Origin of the sequence: Methanolobus sp. (genome assembly GCF_016278385.1) — an archaeon.
Classification (GTDB): Archaea; Halobacteriota; Methanosarcinia; order Methanosarcinales; family Methanosarcinaceae; genus Methanolobus.
The window spans coordinates 29,270-48,889 of sequence record NZ_JADQBY010000005.1 but is presented as its reverse complement, the minus strand read 5'-3'; the positions used below and the strand labels follow the sequence as shown (position 1 = coordinate 48,889).

The following is a 19,620-nucleotide window of genomic DNA, read 5'->3' as shown; positions in this document are numbered from 1 at the left end:
TTGAAATTCACATGCCCTTTAATTGCAGTTAGCAACCTGAAAACGTCTAAAAAGTTCTATGAGGACGTACTGGGTCAGAAAATCATCCAGGACCTTGGATGGAACGTAGCTTTTGCCGGCGGGTTTGCAATACAGTTTAATTTTGCTGACATCGTGTCAGTAGATAAAGATTCCTTCATGAATATATCTCATAATTTTGAGCTGTATTTTGAGGAGGAGGATTTTAAAAAAAAACAAAACGTGGTCTTTAAAGCTCCACCATCATCCTATACCATACTCACCCGTAGGCCTTTGAAGAAACTGAACTTCTCGCAGAAGGCCTCTCTTCCTTTTGCAGACATCAAGGTGATGTAGAAATATTCCTGCACGTTCTCTTTCAGGTATGACATTGTCATTTCCATCAGTACATTACCTATTTCCACAGCTAGATGTACTCCCCGACCGGGGGAGTTTCTCTTCAATGATATAATTTATCATAGTAGCCCGGTCCTTGACCAGAGGCTCTCAAGAAAAGAGCACTTTAGCAACTATCATTAGCGAACAACTGCTTCACAAAGGCGATCCTCTCCTCCAGACCCGGAGCTTCGAATTCCTCTACGACCTTCTCAAGCATATCAGGTATGGGAATCTGCTGGGGACAGGCATCCAGACACTTGCCACATTGCACACATTGCGAAGCAAAGTTAGTTTCTGCCCCTCTAAGAATTCCTCCGAGCTTTGCAGCGTACATCATTTTCATCATACCGCTCTCATCACCAAACATGTGCAGATTGTTGTACATCTCAAAACATGCAGGGATATCCACTCCCTCAGGACATGGCATACAGTATCTGCATCCGGTACAGTTGATCTTCATAAGCTCACTGTACTTCTCTGCGACCCTGCTGACAAGTCCCAATTCTTTTTCCGTCAGTGAGTTTGCAAGACCTTCCTCTGCAACCTTCAGGTTCTCTTCAACATGTTCCGGTTCACTCATACCTGACAGTACAACAGTAACTTCAGGATGGTTCCATATCCATCTCAGAGCCCATGCAACAGGGCTACGCTTGACATCAGCCTCATTCCAGATATCCAGTACCTCAGAAGGAACAGGGTCAGCCAGATTACCGCCACGTAAAGGCTCCATAATCACAACACCAAGACCTTTAGATGAAGCATATTCAAGCCCGGCTGTTCCTGCCTGAACATTCTCATCCAGGAAATTATACTGTATCTGACACATGTCCCAGTCATATGCATCCACTATCGATGCAAAGTCCTCAGGGTCTCCATGGTATGAAAAACCAGCATTGATTATGCGTCCGTCAGCTTTGGCTTTGTCAAGGAACTCGAGCACGCCAAAATCCCTGATTGTTTTCCAGCTACTGCCTACAAGACTGTGTATAAGGTAATAATCGATATGATCGGTGTTCAGTTTCTCAAGCTGGGCATTGAGGAAACTGTCCATATCCTCTGGTTTTTTCACCATCCACTGAGGTTGTTTTGTAGCAAGTTTCACCTTTTCCCTGTATCCGTCTGCGAGTGCACGGGCAAGGAAAGTCTCACTTTCTCCCATATGATACGGCCATGCGGTGTCAACATAGTTCACACCATTGTCAATTGCATGGTGAACCATCTGTGTAGCCTTTTCCTCATCTATGCTCATGTCCTCTTTCATCGGCAGGCGCATGGCACCAAAACCAAGTATTGAAAGCTCATCTCCGTTCTTTGGCATTTTCCTGTATAACACTTAATTCCTCCTCTTGTTCCTTTTCAATGACATATTATGATTGCAAAACTATTCTTTAGCCAATCCTCCCCATATCAACTGGAAGGAGTTCTCTATCAACTGTTCCTTGTCCTGTGTCCCCGGTGAGTTCAGTATCAACCTCACCACCGTCTTCCCGGAATCGAAAAGAATGGACATAATCAAATCCTGCGGGAATTCCTTCATCTGACCTTCTTCCATTCCTTCCCTGACAACATCACGGAAAAAAGTGTACTCTTTCAACACTTCATCCCGGGTGAGTTTTGAGATATAGGGCGAAGAGCAAAAGTGCTCTGTAAAGAGGAACTCCTGCGGATTGCTGACTCCCCAATCAATGAGATTGGACCACATTCTCTTGATCTTAGCCTGAAAACTGCTTTCATCACCAAGACCTTCACGCAGACTCTGGCTGAGATTTCCTTTGACCTCGTAATAAAGATCGTTTATCAGGTCTTCCTTTGTGGAAAAATAGTTGAAAAGGGTTCCAGTGGCAACTCCTGCTTCTCTGGATATCTGTGCAGTGGAAGTTCCATAGAAGCCTCTCTCCGTAAAGAGCTTTAATGCGGCTCCAATTATAGCTTCTTTCTTACCATGTACCTGTTTTTCCATAGTCCAGCACCCCATGATTGACTAATCAGTCATTTGTTCCTGGCATTATTTAAAATTTCTGCAAAGGAAATATAAAGAAGAAAATAGTCCACTTTCTACATGTCTTCCACAGAACCCGCAGAAAATAAGACACCCCATCTCCCCGAAGATTACGATACCAGGATATCCGCTGTTCTTCCTTACTATTCGTCCTTTCATCAGGAAACGATCAACCTTGTCAGATCACTGCCGGATACACCGAAGGTCTGGATGGACACCGGATGCGGCACGGGTTCACTGGTAAGCAAAGCCATCGACCTGTTCCCTGACACAAGGTTCCTCATGCTGGACCCATCTGAGGGAATGTTGCAACAGGCAAGGGAAAAGCTCTCATCATACACTCCCTGCAGACTCGAATTCCTGAAAGCTTCACCGACGCAGGAGTTTGCACAGGAACTGGAGGAAAATCCGGATGTCATCACTGCCATCCAGTGCCACCATTATCTTGACCGTGAGAACAGGGTAAAGGCAGTAAAGAAATGCCACGAACTACTGAAAGAGGGAGGTATGTTCATCACCTTCGAGAACATCAGCCCCCTTACCGAAGAAGGTATCGCTGTTGGAAAGCGATACTGGGGCAAGTTTCAGTCCAGCCACGGAAGGAGTGAGGAAGAGGTAGCAGCCCATCTTGAGCGCTTTGGCACCGAATACTTCCCGATCACAGTCGAAGAGCACCTTGGACTTCTAAGGGAAACAGGTTTTAGGACCGTGGAACTCTTCTGGTACTCCTATATGCAGGCTGGTTTTTACTGCATCAAATAGAGCCTATCAAATTCATTCAATCTTTAGAGCTTTCATGATCTTGTCATGCTTCAAAAGATATGGGAATGATGCATACAGAGGATAACAAAAATCAAGATATAACACTATTACCGATAATATTGAGCTCAGGTATCAGGATGAGCCGTTCTCAGCCTATTTTACGATAATTGACAACGACAAAGTGGTATTCAGTATAATCGATCCCGTTGAGCAGAATAATGTGATTGCAATGACAAAGGTATGGGACCAGCAGCTTGCAGCCAGATTGCAGGGTGAGTTCGAAGAAATGTGGGGATCGGCTAAGAAGCTGCCTTCACATAAAAAGACAAAACAGTTACAATCTTCGGGTTCCAGTAACCTTAAATCCCATGCAACATAAATTTCAATGGGAGCGGGAAAAAGACATCAAATATCTTCCCTTTGGAGAAAATAAGCAATCATAGTTCTTTTTCCAGATACATGGGTCGTTTTGAGTGGTACTGTTAACGCAGGAACCCTCCTGTTATATGTTGTAACTGAGGAGGAAACAATTATGGCTGATGAAGAAACTGTGCTTTCTGATATTCCCAATGTTTCTGTTATCGTGGCTGATGACCCGGAAAAACTTGAACTGGATGAGGCCGGATACTTCATAATCGCACCGGATACGGAAAGGATGTTAATCCTGGCAAAACACTATTCTTACGATAAGGAATTGCTCAGGATCATTGAAGGTCCGGACGCAAGATCAATATACCACATAATTGTCAAATACGAATGGGTAAGTACACTCAACCATGCTGCATACCTCGGTCAGGAGCTTGCAAGAGCCGAGATAGCAATGATAACCGGATTCGGATATGTCCAGGGATAAGTGAAAATATCTAGTATCTCAGCAGAGCACCCGCCACATCATCGGAATCAAGGAAATCCTCTTTTTCCACGAATTCAACTTCAGCACCTGTGCGCTGGGCAAGCTCATAGAGTTCTTCCACTACATCAACCACTGATGTCATTCCCCCACATCTGTCGCACTCTTTTGGAGCTTGAGTATTTGCCTGCAGATTCTGACATTTTTCACATATCCACCCCGGAACCGAGGAACCTTTCAATATTAAAAGAGTGTTCACTCTTGCCTGTTCCAGTGCAGCCCTTACATCCTCCACTCCATGCGCAACCAGCCCACCCCGCAGAAGTGAGTTTTTAAACTCTGCTGCCCTTTTTCCCGATCTGGAAAGTTCATTCTCATGCAATACAGAGTCGCCTTCCTCTACAAGCTCATCACGGGAAATAGTCATTGATACGTCAATAACACCTATTACACTCTGCCGGATATCCTGTGGGAGCAAGTCCATAAGTTGCTGTTTTGCATCTCCGGGTCCGGCAATGATGAGACCTCTTGTCTGTAGCTGGTCACATGTGCCCCTTACGTTATCAGCAACTTCGGACAGGAAGGATTTTATCGCTCCTTTTCTCAGATGATTGAAACGCATCTGGCTCCAGCCTCCTTTTTTATGCTTGTTCATCAGGTCTGTAGAAAGATGCTTTTTCTCCTCTGCAAGATCAGAGCGTATGCAAACAAACCTGGCTTCTTGTGAATCTACAAGAAGGATACCATAATCATCATAGTCAGCTCTCAGCCTTGCCAATGGAAGCAAAAATGGTGATGTGTCAAGAACCAGTGACTGCTCAGGCTCCACTGCCAGTCTGTAAACGTGAAGGAAAGATTCTGATGAGCAGGCAAATATGATTCTGCCTCTTTCACCGGAAAATGCTGCTTCAATAATTGAGGGTTCAGCCATTTCAAAGGTCTTTTCAAATTCAGACCTGAGCTTGGATGATAAAGCTTTTTTGATCGATTTTACTCTTGAATCCACAAATATACGATTCAAATGTTCATTTTCCCTGCCGGACACCGGGAGATATACTGAAAGGTAAATATCCTTCTCATCATAAATTTCAGCCAGAGCCTTAATATCAATTTCAGTTACAGGCATCAGGTCTTCACTGATGACCTCCAGTAAATCCTGCTGAGGTTTCATAAAAGGTTTAACATTGTCTGGTATTTAAAGTTGTTTAATTCACACTCTTTCAGGCACAAAAAAATAAATAAGAATCCTGCCCGAGAAGTCTCAAAGCTTTTAAATGTTATTGTCTGCAATCATTATATGGGACTGCTGAAAGTGGATGGTCAATTGGGGTTGATACGGCATTTTGCCGGAAAAAGAACCTATATATACTGCCCCGGTTCTTTAAAACACAGGATGCGTTCACAGTGTTAACAGTTAAAAACACTGGGTCAAAATAGATGAAGATGGGATAACTATGGGTAGCAAATCACCGGCAGAGCAGAAAAGATGCACAATACTGGATTCTATGGTCGATAACAAGTACCGGTCAGAGATTCCTGCAATAGTGAATATGGTCATAAACAGTTGTTCTGAAAAAGGATGTTTTGATCATCTGGAAGCTGCTGTAATACCATCAAAAGAATCGCTTATAGAAATAATAGACCTGATAAAAGATATTCTCTTTCCCGGATACTTTGGGGATCAGACCGTTGACAGGAATACGCTTTCATATCACATCGGCAACGAAATTACCGATCTCTTTGGCAAACTCTCAAAACAGATAACAAACAGCATCATACAGGAATGCAACCGCTATGAAGAAGACTGTACCGATTGCATAGACCGTGGCCAGGAGGAGACATTGAAGTTCCTGAAGAAGATCCCTGAATTAAGGTCCATGCTGGCATCGGATATTGTAGCCACTTTCGAAGGAGACCCTGCGGCTAAAAGTTATGATGAAATCATTTTCAGTTACCCGGGAATATTTGTCATGACAGTTTACAGGTCAGCACACCAGTTGCACAGGCAGGGAATATCCATACTTCCCCGAATAATGACTGAATATGCCCACAGCATCGTTGGAATTGATATTCACCCTGGAGCACGAATAGGAAAAGGATTCTTTATCGACCACGGTACTGGTGTTGTTATCGGGGAGACCTGTGAGATAGGGAACAATATACGTATCTATCAGGGTGTTACCCTTGGTTCCCTGAGCTTTCCAAAAGATGAAAAGGGAGAGCTTATTCGTGGGGAAAAAAGGCATCCTACTATCGAAGATGACGTTATAATCTATTCAAATGCAACCATCCTTGGAGGAGAAACAAGAATAGGAGCCCGCTCGGTTATCGGAGGAAACGTGTGGATAACCAAGTCCGTTCCACCGGACACGAAAGTTATGATCGAGGAACCAAGGCTTATCTTCAAGGAAAAAAAGTGAGGATATATTTGAAGGTATTTTCATATTATTTTGAAACATCAGGATAGAACTATTATAAAGAGGAGTTGGGAAAATCCGAATCTATGAAGACATTACTAAAACAGTTGGTAATACACCACTTATACGCCTGAACAGGATAACTGAAGGATGCCATGCAATTGTGCTTGCAAAAGTAGAATCTTTCAACCCGTTAAGTTCTGTCAAGGACCGTATCGCTCTGAACATGATAGAGACAGCTGAAAAGGATGGATACCTCAATAAAGATACGGTCATTATAGAGCCAACTTCAGGAAATACCGGTATTGGACTGGCATTTGTCTGTGCTGCAAAAGAGTATCGTCTCATTCTGACCATGCCTGACACAATGAGTATCGAAAGAAGAAAAATACTCAGGTTGCTTGGCGCTGAGATTGTCCTGACACCAGAAAGTAAAGGCATGAACGGAGCCATAGATGAGGCCGAAAGAATGTCAAAAGAGATTCCCAATGCCTTTGTCCCTCAACAGTTCATGAACCCTGCTAATCCTGATATCCACCGCCGCACAACGGCTGAGGAGATATGGAAGGATACCGATGGCAAAGTAGACTTTGTCGTGGCCGGTGTGGGTACAGGCGGAACCATTACCGGAATTTCAGAAGTCATCAAATCCCGAAAACCATCTTTTAAAGCAATAGCAGTTGAACCTGAGGATTCTCCAGTTCTTTCCGGCGGTAATCCCGGTCCACACAAGATACAGGGAATTGGTGCCGGTTTCATTCCTGATGTGCTGAATACGGAGATCATTGACGAAGTTGTCAGGGTCAGCAATGACGACGCTTTTGAAACTGCAAGACAGCTTGCAAAAAAGGAAGGGATACTTGCAGGAATCTCATGTGGAGCGGCTCTTCATTCAGCTCTGCAGGTAGCAAGAAGAAAAGAGAATGCCGGAAAACTCATAGTTGTAATATTGCCTGACACCGGCGAGAGATATCTCAGTACCGCACTTGCCGATTTTGAAGAGTAAACGATAGCATCATGACTACAAACAGGTGACAGCTATATTACAAATAACCTGTCATCCACCTTTACTTATTTTTATTTATTCTGAGTTGTTATTATCCCATACTTATATATCCAATCAACTTCAAGATTTATTTGGGAGTATTTTAGCACAGAAAATTTGCAACATGTAGTTGTAACTTTGCTTTCCGGTTTTTTTGTTTGCCGGTAGATAGAACAGATAAAGAAAAAGGTTTGGGGTAATTGAATGGTAAATATCAGATCTTTTAAAGAAGAAGATAACGAAGCCCTGCTGAGTATTGAGAGACTATGTCCCGAAGGAAATGAAGAATGCGCAGTGGCAGTTGATAAGGGACCGGATATAACTGCAAGGTATGAACTTTACGATAACTGGGAAATTCGTGTTGCAGAAGAAAATGAGACAACTGCAGGATGGATAGGATGGACTATAAAACAGGGTCCCGAACAAAAATATGTCTATGTGGCTGAAGTGATGGTTCATCCTGATTACCGGAGACAGGGGCTAGCGGTCAAACTCCTGAGAGAAGCAGAGAAAGCTGCGCATGAAGTTAAAGCTTCACATATCTACAGTTATATATACGAACCAAATGAACCTTCCATGAAGCTTTTTGAAAAGCTTGGATACATTCAGGAAAGGGATGTCAGGATAATTGCAATATCCGCATATAAGAAAGAGCATGCAGAAAGGGAGTATGAACTTGCAAGAATAGACGAGAAGGACCTGCCTGAAGCTGTAAGGCTCATTAACAATTATTACAATGGAAAGGCTCAGTTTTCTCCATTTACTGCTCCTAGTTTCAGGACATACGCAAATCGTGTACTTGGATACGGAATTGAGAACTTCCTTGTGGCAAAATGGAAAGGTAAAATTGTCGCCTGTGGAGGTTTCTGGGACTCTTCGGTTCTCATGGAAATGGCATATACAAAAGAACCAATGATGTGGAAGCTCATGGCAAATGCCTACGGAATACTCAGGCATTTTATCAGTATGCCAAGAATTCCACCTGAAGGCAAGTTCTTCAGATTCCATTCCATTGTAGACCACGCATTTGAACCTGAACATGCTCTGGCAATGGAAGAGACAATGAACTACTGTAATAATCTCATGTTCGACACTAAATGTGAATTCTTCGGGGCATATATAGACCCTGATGACCCGATACTTGGGATAGCAAAGAAATTCAAACCACTCTCTGAAACAATGTACCTTTACGCAAAACCAATTTCAGGAAGACTACCTGATTTCAGCAGTATCTATGTAGATTGCAGAGACCCGATACTCTGAGAGTAAAGTAGCAGTTAACAATAAAAAGCACTTGAACCTTCTTACTTACTAATGGAACGTGTGATAATCCATGTGGACATGGACTACTTCTACGCAGCTATAGAAGAAAGAGAGGACCCTTCTCTTAAAGGAAAGGCCGTTGTAGTCTGCATGTATTCTAACAGGAACGAATCTGGCGGAGCCGTAAGCACATCCAATTATGTTGCCAGAGAAGCAGGTATTCATTCCGCAATGCCATGCAAACTGGCAAAATCCAAAAACCCTGATGCTGTATTCCTGCCTGTTCGCAAGCCTTTCTACGAGGAAGTTTCTGCAAAAGTGATGGAGATATTGAAATCTAATTCTGATATGGATGAAGCCTTTGAGAAAATAAGTATTGATGAGGCGTTCCTGGACATTACAGAATCCTGCAAAGGCGACTATGAACTTGCAGAGGAAATAGGCCTGAGAATAAAAAAGGAAGTAAAGGCCCGTGAAAGGATAACATGTTCAGTAGGTATAGGTCCTAACAAGCTAATTGCCAAAATGGCATCATCTTTCCGGAAACCGGATGGTATAACTGTCATCAAGCCGGAAGATACACAGGGTTTTCTCAAACCCATGCCTGTGAAGAAGTTGTGGGGAATTGGAAAGGTCACGGAAGATAAATTATCTGAACTGGGGATAAGAACCATTGAAGAACTTGCTGCTTATGATGCCATGGAACTTATCTCTGTTTTTGGGAAGAACAAAGGTACATGGCTCAAGCAGGCTGCATCAGGTGTTGATGAAACTCCCGTGAAAGAAAGGACAGCAACTGACCAGATAGGCAGGATGGCATCCCTTAAACATGACAGCAGAAATGAGAATATGATATTTTCATTACTTGATGAACTCATGGATGATGTCATAAGCAAAGTCAAAACCAGAAAAGTGTCTTTCCGTTCGGTAACAGTAACTGTTATATTCTCGAACTTCAAAACTTCAACAAAAAGTAGAACATTAAATCACGTTGTAAGTTGCAGGGATATTCTCAGTGAGAATGCAAAGGAACTGATGAACCAGTTCCTTGAGGAAAGTGAGATGAACTTCAGGCGTATAGGTGTCAGGGTAGATAACCTGCAGGAAAATACAGGGCAAAAAAGCTTGTTTGATTTTTGAGGGAAAGCGGATGGTCGTATACGAAGATAGATATTATGATAACAGGCCCGATTCCAGTAACTGGAGAGGCTGGCTCTATGATGTTATATTTGAGGCAGACACGCCTGTCGGAAAATATTTTGATATCTTACTTATAATAAGCATCTTGCTAAGTGTTTTTGTAGTTATGCTGGATAGTGTCAAATCCTTTAGAATTGGACACGGAGAATTGCTCTATAATATAGAATGGTTTTTCACAATACTTTTTACGATTGAATACATCCTCCGTCTTATATGTGTCAAAAGCAAGATCCGATATTCAACAAGTCTTTTTGGAATAGTTGATCTGCTGGCAACAGTCCCAACCTACCTGAGTCTTTTCCTGCCAGGGAGCCAATTCCTGCTGGTTATAAGAATACTCAGGGTCCTGAGGATATTTCGTATTCTCAAATTGGTCAAGTACATGAATGAAGCCGAACTGTTAATTAGAGCACTGAAAGCCAGCAGAAGGAAAATAACTGTTTTCCTTTTCACGGTACTTGCACTAGTGGTCATTATCGGGTCGCTCATGTATCTGATAGAAGGTGAGGAGAATGGATTCACAAGCATACCTCTCAGTATATTCTGGGCCATTGTGACCCTGACAACTGTTGGATATGGGGACCTTGTACCGAAGACACCACTTGGAATTGGCCTTGCTTCTTTTGTTATGATTCTGGGTTTTGGCATGATTGCTGTTCCAACAGGTATCGTGACAGCCGAAATGAGCTTGGCCTCTATAGATGCAAGGGAAAGGGCAAGACCAATAATCACCTGTGAGCACTGCGGCAATCTTAATAATGATGCAGATGCCCGATTTTGCAAACACTGCGGCACAGAATTATAGGGATTATATCAAATATTGCTTTTTGCTAATTATTTGATATTTGATATACAAACTTCTTATCATTTAATCGGACCTCCCCATATAGGTTTTAGACTTTTTTTACAGGGGAGAAGGAAAGTAAACACCCATAAATTGACATCATACTCATAATGAGATTTGTTTATACAAGATACATATAAATATTAGAATCTGAGACAGTTCTTCACCAGAATATCAATATTATACAATTATACCATTGATATAATTTGGTTAATCCTTATAACCTATTTAAAAAGGCCTTCTGCCTTCGATTATGGGGTGGTCGATATTCCGATTTGTGAAGAAAAAAACGATGAGCTAAAAGATCAACAGCTCAACCTGCTAAAAAAGACCCTGTCGTCAGTACAGGATCTCATAGTCGTAATAGACCGTGACCTGAAAATTGTGACAAGTAACTGGAAGAATTGTGAGTCCATACCTACAAACGAAAAACAGGGGCACCCCTTCTGCTACAGCTGCCTGATGAAGCAAAGCAAGCCCTGCGAAACATGCCAGTTACTTGAAGTATTTGCAACCGGTACATGCAGGAAATTTGAGATTGAAGACCCTCTTGATAACAAAACAAAACTTATTGAGCTATCACCTGTTTTTGACGATAATTCCAATGTCGTAATGGTTGTGAGACATGCAAAAGACATCAGTGAACGTAAAGCTGTTGAAAAAGTCTTGCAGATGAGGGAGAAGCAACACGCTGCCGTTGCAAAATTGGGACAGGACGGACTTGCCGGAGTGGAGCTTGAGACTCTTATACAGGAATCTGTCAAACTTGTAGCCAGCACACTTGACGTTGAATATTGCAGGATAATGAAATACGAGGATTCTGAGCCTGTCATGGTTGCAGGTGTGGGCTGGGAAGAAAAATCAGACAATAAGCCTGAAAATAAGAAAAATGAAATTGTCTGCTACACTCTGTATTCACATGAATCGGCAATGGTCCATGAGAAAAACACAAATGAGAGATTCAGTGGTTTATCCCTCCTGAACGATCATGGGATTATCAGCGGCATGGACGTAATTATCGGAAACAAAGACAAGCCGTTTGGGGTTATGAACGTTCACACAACACAAAAAAGAGTATTCACAAACGATGATATGCATTTTGTGCAGTCTATGGCTAATGTGATTGCTGAAGCCCTTGGACGAAAGCAGGCTGAAGAGAAACTCCAAAAATATACAAAAGAACTTGAAGATGCAAACTATCTCAAAGTTTTATTCACTGATGTATTGACACATGATCTGCTCAACCCTGCAAATATTATCAGGGGTTTTACCGAAGAACTCACTACAATTGAAGAAGAAGAAAACAAGAAAAAATTGCTTAACAAAATACACAAAAACAACGAAAAAATGATTTATATGATAGAATCGGCATCCAAGTTCATCAAACTCGAATCAATTAACGATATCAGGTTTGAAAAGCAAGACTTTGTGCCTATTCTGGAGAAAGTCATCATCAACACTGGGCATGAAATGGGTAAAAAATACATTAAACTGTACTTTAACCCAACCAAAAACTATCCTTCCCTCATTAATCCGCTTATAGAGGAAGTATTCCTGAATCTGCTGTCCAATGCTATAAAATACAGCCCTCAAGAAGGAAAAATAGTTATCAATATCCTTGACATTGGCGATAAATGGAAGATCCATATAGCTGATATGGGTCCGGGTATTAGCAATGAAGACAAAACGATGATATTCGAAAGATTCAAACAGGTCGACAAGGGTAGTATAAAGGGAAGTGGACTTGGGCTTGCCATAGTTAAGAGAATTGTCGAACTTCACGGTGGAGAAGTAGGCGTGGACAACAACACAGATGGTAAAGGAAGTATTTTTTGGTTTACTTTAAAAAAGGCATTCTAAACAAAAAATTATGAGTGCAAAACTGTTATTTCTTTTTCTTTTTGCTGAGCTCGATATCAACTTTGACCTTTCTGACTGCAAGGTCTGTTGATAGTCCCCGAAGCATCCATCTCAATGCAGAAGCCTGCTGACTGCTGTTACCGGAAAATTCTTTTTCGGCTACTGAAGATGCTTTTTTCCCCGCCTCTTCTTTCAATGTATCGAGCTTCTTCCTAGAAAATGAGTCAAAACCACCGACCTTGAGATTAACAAATGATTTGAAACCTGGTGAAGGGTCTGTATTCAATTCGTTTATCTTCAGTCTCATGTTTGACGAGACAGATACAGAGTTCACATCAGCAACGAACTTTCTCTCGACTGGAGCCACAAATGATGCATTAGATGGACTTTTTGATGGACCTTTCAGCCTGGACTCTGGCATTGCCAGACGATCTGCAGTTGTGTTCTGTTCCCTTGGCACCCAGCCGAATTTAACCTTAAGATCATGCTTTTTTATTTCAGATGCGATCTGTTTGTTTATCTCTCCAAGATTCTGGTTCTTGATCTTCCATGTACCTGACATCTGGTTGATCACAAGCTTACTGTCACCATAGACCTGAAGAGGACCTTTGCCACCAAGTTTAAGGTAATTGGATATGCCCTCTTTCAATGCGGTATATTCGGCAACATTATTGGTATTCGATGGACTGGGCTTTTTTTCTTTGCTTCCTTCTGTGGGAACTTTCCCACTTCTCCAGTTAATGATCCATCCAAATCCCATTATTCCTCCCGGATTGGGATCGCAGGAGCCATCAAAGTTCATCGTATCCATGTTATGTTTGAAAGTGGGTCATTACTTTTGTATCTTTAGGTGAAAGGCCAAAAAAAGATTTATGAGTTTTTGGTGGACTTCCCGAAGCTCAGTGCATCCTTCGGACATATATCGATACATCTCCCGCATTTGATGCAGTCCGGGTTGTGCGTTATCTCAACAATATTCAAATGCATAGGACACACTTTTTCGCATTTGTAGCATTTTATGCATTTATCAATATCAACCAGAAGCGGGTATTTGTTCACTCCGATGATGCTCTGCAGGGTTCCCATTGGACAGAAAGTACACCAGGTTCTCGGAGCAATTGTCACTCCCAGTATCAATGCAATGGATGATGTTGTCAGACACATGATAACTAAGATCATGCCTATCTGGTTCACAAGCCCCTGAGTGTTCATGAGCCTGTAACCCATGAAAACCATCATCAGCATGAAAAGAGGAATTCTTATCCAGTAACTTTTGAGTACCTTTGGTATCTTTCTCTTCCCAGATATCCGACCGACCCAAAAATCCATGAAACTTCCTCTGGGACATAGATTTCCACAGAACCAGCGACCTCTGAATGGTGCTATCAGAAAGATAGCGGCAAAAACCAGTAACATGAAATAACCAAGTATCGGGAACCATAATCCTGCAATTGAAACGATTACCACTAACGGTCCCATGTATGGTGTTATCTTTAACATAATTTCACCTTTGGTATATTTTTAATTCTTGTTTTATTAATGGTTGTTGGTGTTTGTTATTTTTCACCACCTTCCAAAGAGTTTTTATCTTCCGCTATCCCACATATAAAAGCAATAGTAAACTTGGTATCTGAACCGGAAAGTGGAGATGGGAACAAAAATGGACCATGAGAATATCGGACAACATAACGATGAGCATGGAATGCATGTAAATGAGGAAGAGCATGAAGAGCACAAGAATCATCAAGTGCATTCCAATCACCATGATATGATGGTTCAGGATTTCAGGAAGAGGTTCTGGATATCACTTACATTAACCATACCAATCCTTCTTCTGTCTCCTATCATCCGCCAATTCCTTAATTCAAGCTTTGGTATCGTTGTCCCCTCCTTTGCAGGACAAATATATCTCCTCTTTGCTTTTTCCACTTTGGTTTTCTTCTACGGAGGATGGCCTTTCCTTAAAGGGATAAAGAACGAACTCGCAGCGAAAAACCCTGGTATGATGACACTTATCGCAGTTGCCATCACCGTTGCATACAGTTACAGCAGTCTTGTGGTGTTCGGGCTTGAAGGTAAACTCTTTTTCTGGGAACTGGCAACCCTTATAGATATCATGCTGCTCGGACACTGGATGGAGATGAAGTCAGTAATGGGTGCTTCCATGGCACTGGAAGCCCTTGTGAAACTCATGCCATCGGAGGCTCACATGTTGATGCCAAACGGGAAGACAATGGAGGTCCCCCTGGAAGATATAAAGGTCGGCGACAGGGTGCTTGTAAAACCCGGAGAAAAGATGCCTGCCGATGGCAGTGTGATCGAAGGGGAGAGTTCCGTGAACGAATCCATGCTCACAGGGGAATCCACTCCTGTCAGCAAAGGTAAGGGCATGCAGGTTATCGGGGGAGCCATCAATGGAGAAGGTTCCCTGACAATTGAAGTCCAGAAGACCGGGGACGACTCCTTCCTTTCACAGGTCCTCAAACTAGTAAGCGAGGCACAGCAGAGTAAGTCCCGTACCCAAAACCTTGCTGACCGTGCAGCCTTCTGGCTCACCATTATTGCCCTTACGGCAGGCAGCATCACACTGCTGGTGTGGTTCAGGTACCTGAATTCCGATTTTGCATTCTCCCTGGAGCGGGCGGTGACTGTCATGGTGATAACCTGTCCTCATGCTCTGGGACTGGCCATCCCGCTGGTCGTTGCCATCTCCTCGGCCATCGGCGCAAAGAATGGCCTGCTTATCAGAAACAGGACAGCCTTTGAAAGTGCAAGGAACCTGAACGCCATTGTCTTTGACAAGACTGGAACTCTTACAACCGGAAAGTTCGGTGTGACCGATACTATGGTCCTGAAGGAAGGACTGGAGGAAAAAGAGCTGATGGAATATGCAGCTGCTGTGGAATCCAACTCGGAACATCCCATCGCGCAGGGAATAGTCACATCCGCAGATACCGGTTATGTCGTGGAGGATTTTATGTCCCTTCCCGGAAAAGGAGCACAGGGGAAGGTCAATGGAAAGGAAGTGAAAGTGGTCAGTTCCGGATATCTCAGTGAGAATGATATTAACTGGCCTGAAGACAAGGTAGCCGAACTTACGGGGCAGGGCAAGACAACGGTCTTCGTAGTTATGGACGGAGAACTTGTCGGTTTCATGGCACTTGCAGATGTCATTCGTCCTGAATCGAAGGAAGCCATTGAGAAACTCAGGGAAATGGGTATCAAATGCCTCATGCTCACCGGGGACAACCATAGGGTTGCCGACTGGGTCTCCAGGGAGCTCGGACTTGACGAGTACTTTGCAGAGGTTTTGCCCCAGGACAAGGCTGCAAAGATAAAAGAAGTGCAATCAAGAGGTTATATGGTCGCCATGACAGGGGACGGGGTGAACGATGCTCCGGCACTTGCACAGGCAGATGTTGGTATCGCCATTGGTGCGGGAACTGATGTTGCAGTGGAAACAGCAGACATTATTCTGGTTAAGAGCAATCCTCTAGATGCCCTGTCCATTGTGAAGCTCTCAAAGGCAACCTACAGCAAGATGGTGCAGAACCTCTTCTGGGCAACGGGTTACAACGCCCTTGCAATACCCCTTGCAGCAGGAGTGCTATATCAGCAGGGAATATTGCTTTCACCGGCTGCTGGTGCTGTCCTCATGTCACTGAGCACGATAATAGTAGCTGTGAATGCAAAAATGTTATCCATAGAGAAATGAAAGAAAAACACTTAATTCTGCAGGATTTTGTCTTTGATGATATATGTGTAAATAAGGTTCACTTGTCAAACCCGAATTACCAAACTTCCTAAATAATCTCCGACTTCTACATAATCTCCAACATTGACAACAATGAAACTTGAACATGATTATGTTCTTCAGTTGTAACACCTCCCCAACCCACAACTGCAGTTTCATTTAAAGGTAAATCAACATAAAGTACAGGTTCAGTTTCATCAATATTTGCGGGAAATGTAATATTACTAGCTCCAGCAAACCATCCAATAGGAATTGAATACAAAATTAAGGTTCTCTTCAACATCGTGTGGGTAATCTCAACAAAACATCTCATCAATTCTCTAGATGCTAAATACAAGTTGGTACTTGAAACACATATCATGCAACATCATGCATATTTATATCCAAGATATGATCAGTAAATTTGAACAAGCATTTAATGAACTCTGCTGTAAATTATCCACAATCCTGAGGAGATCCAAAATTAATATCACAAAAATAATTAAAAACCATTTATACATTTTCTTGTGTTTGGATAATTTGAACAAAAAATAATAACTAAAACAAAGAGAATTTCGATAAACATATCTCTTTCACAGCAGACCAATTTATACATTCTTGTACTAATTTATTGTACTGCTCTTTTGATATAAATCAAGACCTGGCTTTTTCCAGACTAGGATGATTCGGGATAATATCTACCACATGACCATTCAATTCCTGTGTCACTCTGTTTATCATGTTCTCGATCTCTTCTATTTCTTCCTTGCGGAAATTATCGAAGTAGATATCATTGATAGTTATGAGACTGGCAGCAGATAAGGCCAGGGCAATAGAGAGCACATCCACTGTTATTTCTTCACGATAATCAAAATCCCCCATGGCACTTTTCACGCTAGGATGAGCTGAATTGGAAATGAGGATGTAGAATTCATCGATCTGTTTTTTCTTGGCCCCGAAGTATAATATCTCTCGTATCCTTGATGGCCTAAGCCATTGATACTTGCTTATAAGAGCTTTTTCCTCATCTGCAGTTAAACTACCTAACTGTTTTTTGTATAACAGGTTCGCTTCCTCATCAGTCAGGTAAAGCAAGTACATATAAGTAATCCCCTCAAAAACAGCCCTCAGATTCAGGTACGATGGACTGTTCAAGCCTATACATGCCAATTTGTAGGCTGCGATCAAATAATGATTATTTCTTTCAAACAGTATTGGTATTATGGATTTTGGACCTTTCAGGAGTTTACCTGTTATCGAGAAATCATCAAGGAAACTGGCATTCAAAATCGCAGTCATATAAAACAATAACCCAATTGTCTCCTGGAATACTCTCAGTTTAGATGCATGCTTTTTGGAGATAATGTCTTTTCTGTAAAGGAAGATCGATTCAATGTCATCATAATCATGTCTTCTAATCCCATGCTGCATTTTAAGCTACCTTCAACCTATTTTTACTTTGACGAAGAAAAGCAAATTATATATTTCTTAGTTCTTTATCAATTCTCAAATTTCTTTTTAGTAGCAACATTGACCCATTTCTATATAAATAAACATGTACAATATATTCCCATGGAAATCCTGATACCAGACATCGTTGACACAGCCCTTATAAGTGGTGTAATATCGCTCTTCCTTATTGCAGACATCCTGGTAAAGAACTACCTGAAAATCAATTTGAGGGATGTTGGTGCTGATCTTGCTATTGGTGCACTGGTAATTCAGCTTGCGTTTGTTGCAACTTTGCTTAAAGGACAACAAATGGACTTCTTCTGGAATAATCTTGTTCTGGTAATTTGTTTTGCAATATTCTGGTATACCTCTCTCTGGCTTGCCGGAAAAAGAGACTCCTTGACGGATATGTTCTCCTATACCATTGGAACTTTTGCACTTGCATCTTCGATTATGCATTTTCTGGGCACATTCAGGTCAGCCGGTATGATCCTCCTTCTTTCTTATTCTTTTATTCTCTCAGTACTGTCCTTCTTCCTGGCTGAATATCTTAGAAAAGAAACTGCAATATCAGGTTACGATAAATTCACAAAAAATCTTCAAATCTATGATGTTAATGAAAACTACCGAAAATTGGAATCAGGAAAAGGAAATCTCGATCCTCTCCAGCCTATGGTCGACATTATACGTGGTGCTATCAGGAACAAGAATCTTTTCGTTGCAACTGTTGGTATAAAGAGGATTCCTGAACTATGCGCAAATGTTTTAGTTTCCAGTGGAAATAAGGCTCTCATCATCAAACATCTGAATACTCATCTTTATCATCTGGCAATCCTGGCAGAGGATGAAAAAGATAGATTTACATTGATGGAAGTTATAGATGCTTTTGGTTCCGTTGGAAAACAATGTGCAGAAGCTGATATAGAAAACTTCACATTGAATACGATCGACAGTATGACCAGCTTTTTTGAGATCTACAAGGAGAAAGAACATTTCACTCCACTGGATAAACTCTCACTTATACGACATTCAAAAAACCTGAAAGACATAAATCATATTGTTACTAACAAAATGGTGACTACTCCCCTTCATGAACTTGCAATAGCAACGGGACATATTGGAATCGCAACTGCAAAAAAAGATATGCTGGAGCCAACAGAAAAATCAGTAATATTGCTGAAGAAAATAGCTCTTGATGCTGCATCAAACGCAGATGCTTCTACAATGGAAAATGTGAGGATTGTTCTTCTTGAGTTTGCACGGACTGTAGATAGTAAGAAACAAGACCACCTGAAAAAACTGATCATATATGCGCTCAGGGATATAGGAATAAAAACTGTTCATGAGTCTCCTGACCTCAAAAAACATGACTGCCTCGATAAAGTGATAGAGACCTTAAAAGAAGTAGGGGAAATATTTGGAGAAGACTCAATCCTTGATGCCACCGCAGCCCTAAAGGATATAGGAGTTGCTGCCGCAAGGAAGCATTCTGATGAGAAGGTTTCAAGAGTGATACCTGTAATAGAACATTTCTGTACCGTTGCGGCAGAGAACAAATATGAGGATCAGGCATCAAGCGCTGTAAATGCAATGCTTGAGGTCTGCGAGATATCAATCAGGGAACAAATGGTTGAATCAACTGCAAGTTCTTCAAAAAGCTTTGCAAACCTTTCAAATATCGAATCTATTTCCATTTTTGTTAATGAAGCTGTCTTTGAGATAGGAAAGTACAAGGAAGTAGACCGGGAAATGTTTGCACTTTTTGATAAAACATACCGCAAATCCGGCGGAAGATAGAC

The 19,620-nt window shown here is 41.9% G+C and carries 19 protein-coding genes; 12 read left to right on the top strand and 7 right to left on the bottom strand.

Annotation, left to right across the window (positions count from 1 at the left end):
• A complete protein-coding gene (locus QZZ23_RS02595) occupies nucleotides 1-354 on the top strand; it encodes a hypothetical protein (RefSeq protein ID WP_292466641.1) in 354 nt (117 codons plus the stop codon).
• 166 nt (nucleotides 355-520) lie between these two features.
• On the opposite strand, the gene QZZ23_RS02590 is transcribed toward QZZ23_RS02595, so the two are convergent.
• Nucleotides 521-1,729 carry an aldo/keto reductase gene (locus QZZ23_RS02590; RefSeq protein ID WP_292466640.1) on the bottom strand — a complete coding sequence of 403 codons (1,209 nt, stop codon included), beginning with the start codon at nucleotides 1,727-1,729 and terminating at the stop codon, nucleotides 521-523.
• Between the two features lie 48 nt (nucleotides 1,730-1,777).
• The gene (locus tag QZZ23_RS02585; protein ID WP_292466639.1) at nucleotides 1,778-2,356 is read right to left on the bottom strand and encodes a TetR/AcrR family transcriptional regulator; all 579 of its coding nucleotides are present in this window, start codon (nucleotides 2,354-2,356) and stop codon (nucleotides 1,778-1,780) included.
• Between the two features lie 99 nt (nucleotides 2,357-2,455).
• On the opposite strand from QZZ23_RS02585, the gene QZZ23_RS02580 reads away from it, so the two are divergent.
• From QZZ23_RS02580 to QZZ23_RS02570, 3 genes are all read left to right on the top strand, one after another.
• On the top strand, nucleotides 2,456-3,157 hold the full coding sequence (locus QZZ23_RS02580; protein ID WP_292466638.1) for a class I SAM-dependent methyltransferase: 702 nt from the start codon (nucleotides 2,456-2,458) through the stop codon (nucleotides 3,155-3,157).
• A gap of 181 nt (nucleotides 3,158-3,338) precedes the next feature.
• On the top strand, nucleotides 3,339-3,536 hold the full coding sequence (locus tag QZZ23_RS02575) for a hypothetical protein (protein WP_292466637.1): 198 nt from the start codon (nucleotides 3,339-3,341) through the stop codon (nucleotides 3,534-3,536).
• 153 nt (nucleotides 3,537-3,689) lie between these two features.
• Nucleotides 3,690-4,010, top strand: coding sequence for a DUF4346 domain-containing protein (locus QZZ23_RS02570; protein WP_292466636.1), 321 nt, complete (start codon nucleotides 3,690-3,692; stop codon nucleotides 4,008-4,010).
• Nucleotides 4,011-4,020: 10 nt separating this feature from the next.
• Here QZZ23_RS02570 and QZZ23_RS02565 read toward each other — a convergent pair whose 3' ends face one another.
• Nucleotides 4,021-5,178 (bottom strand): Vms1/Ankzf1 family peptidyl-tRNA hydrolase, encoded by a 1,158-nt coding sequence (locus QZZ23_RS02565; protein WP_292466635.1) that lies wholly within the window; start codon nucleotides 5,176-5,178, stop codon nucleotides 4,021-4,023.
• Nucleotides 5,179-5,461: 283 nt separating this feature from the next.
• Here QZZ23_RS02565 and epsC point away from each other — a divergent pair, with 283 nt between their 5' ends.
• The 6 genes from epsC to QZZ23_RS02535 all read left to right on the top strand — a co-directional run bounded on the left by epsC (nucleotide 5,462) and on the right by QZZ23_RS02535 (nucleotide 12,636).
• On the top strand, nucleotides 5,462-6,427 hold the full coding sequence (gene epsC / locus QZZ23_RS02560; RefSeq protein WP_292466634.1) for a serine O-acetyltransferase EpsC: 966 nt from the start codon (nucleotides 5,462-5,464) through the stop codon (nucleotides 6,425-6,427).
• Nucleotides 6,428-6,500: 73 nt separating this feature from the next.
• On the top strand, nucleotides 6,501-7,430 hold the full coding sequence (gene cysK / locus QZZ23_RS02555; protein ID WP_292466690.1) for a cysteine synthase A: 930 nt from the start codon (nucleotides 6,501-6,503) through the stop codon (nucleotides 7,428-7,430).
• 243 nt (nucleotides 7,431-7,673) lie between these two features.
• Nucleotides 7,674-8,732: a GNAT family N-acetyltransferase gene (locus QZZ23_RS02550; RefSeq protein ID WP_292466633.1), complete on the top strand. Its 1,059-nt coding sequence runs from the start codon at nucleotides 7,674-7,676 to the stop codon at nucleotides 8,730-8,732.
• A gap of 51 nt (nucleotides 8,733-8,783) precedes the next feature.
• Nucleotides 8,784-9,872 (top strand): DNA polymerase IV, encoded by a 1,089-nt coding sequence (gene dinB / locus QZZ23_RS02545; protein ID WP_292466632.1) that lies wholly within the window; start codon nucleotides 8,784-8,786, stop codon nucleotides 9,870-9,872.
• A gap of 10 nt (nucleotides 9,873-9,882) precedes the next feature.
• On the top strand, nucleotides 9,883-10,737 hold the full coding sequence (locus tag QZZ23_RS02540) for an ion transporter (protein WP_292466631.1): 855 nt from the start codon (nucleotides 9,883-9,885) through the stop codon (nucleotides 10,735-10,737).
• Between the two features lie 297 nt (nucleotides 10,738-11,034).
• Nucleotides 11,035-12,636 (top strand): ATP-binding protein, encoded by a 1,602-nt coding sequence (locus QZZ23_RS02535; RefSeq protein ID WP_292466630.1) that lies wholly within the window; start codon nucleotides 11,035-11,037, stop codon nucleotides 12,634-12,636.
• Between the two features lie 25 nt (nucleotides 12,637-12,661).
• Here QZZ23_RS02535 and QZZ23_RS02530 read toward each other — a convergent pair whose 3' ends face one another.
• Nucleotides 12,662-13,447 (bottom strand): ribonuclease HI family protein, encoded by a 786-nt coding sequence (locus tag QZZ23_RS02530; protein ID WP_292466629.1) that lies wholly within the window; start codon nucleotides 13,445-13,447, stop codon nucleotides 12,662-12,664.
• A gap of 59 nt (nucleotides 13,448-13,506) precedes the next feature.
• Nucleotides 13,507-14,136, bottom strand: coding sequence for a 4Fe-4S binding protein (locus QZZ23_RS02525; RefSeq protein WP_292466628.1), 630 nt, complete (start codon nucleotides 14,134-14,136; stop codon nucleotides 13,507-13,509).
• Between the two features lie 202 nt (nucleotides 14,137-14,338).
• On the opposite strand from QZZ23_RS02525, the gene QZZ23_RS02520 reads away from it, so the two are divergent.
• A complete protein-coding gene (locus tag QZZ23_RS02520; RefSeq protein WP_292466689.1) occupies nucleotides 14,339-16,351 on the top strand; it encodes a copper-translocating P-type ATPase in 2,013 nt (670 codons plus the stop codon).
• A 106-nt stretch (nucleotides 16,352-16,457) separates the two neighbouring features.
• Here the strand turns inward: QZZ23_RS02520 and QZZ23_RS02515 are convergent, their stop codons facing one another.
• Nucleotides 16,458-16,703, bottom strand: a complete 246-nt coding sequence (locus tag QZZ23_RS02515; protein WP_292466627.1) for a hypothetical protein — start codon at nucleotides 16,701-16,703, stop codon at nucleotides 16,458-16,460.
• A gap of 320 nt (nucleotides 16,704-17,023) precedes the next feature.
• Complete coding sequence (locus QZZ23_RS02510; RefSeq protein WP_292466626.1) at nucleotides 17,024-17,800, bottom strand: hypothetical protein; 777 nt, start codon at nucleotides 17,798-17,800, stop codon at nucleotides 17,024-17,026.
• 141 nt (nucleotides 17,801-17,941) lie between these two features.
• Between QZZ23_RS02510 and QZZ23_RS02505 the strand changes: the two genes are divergently transcribed.
• Entirely contained in the window at nucleotides 17,942-19,618 is a 1,677-nt protein-coding gene (locus tag QZZ23_RS02505; RefSeq protein ID WP_292466625.1) for a hypothetical protein, read from the top strand.
• The last annotated feature ends 2 nt before the right edge of the window (nucleotides 19,619-19,620 follow it).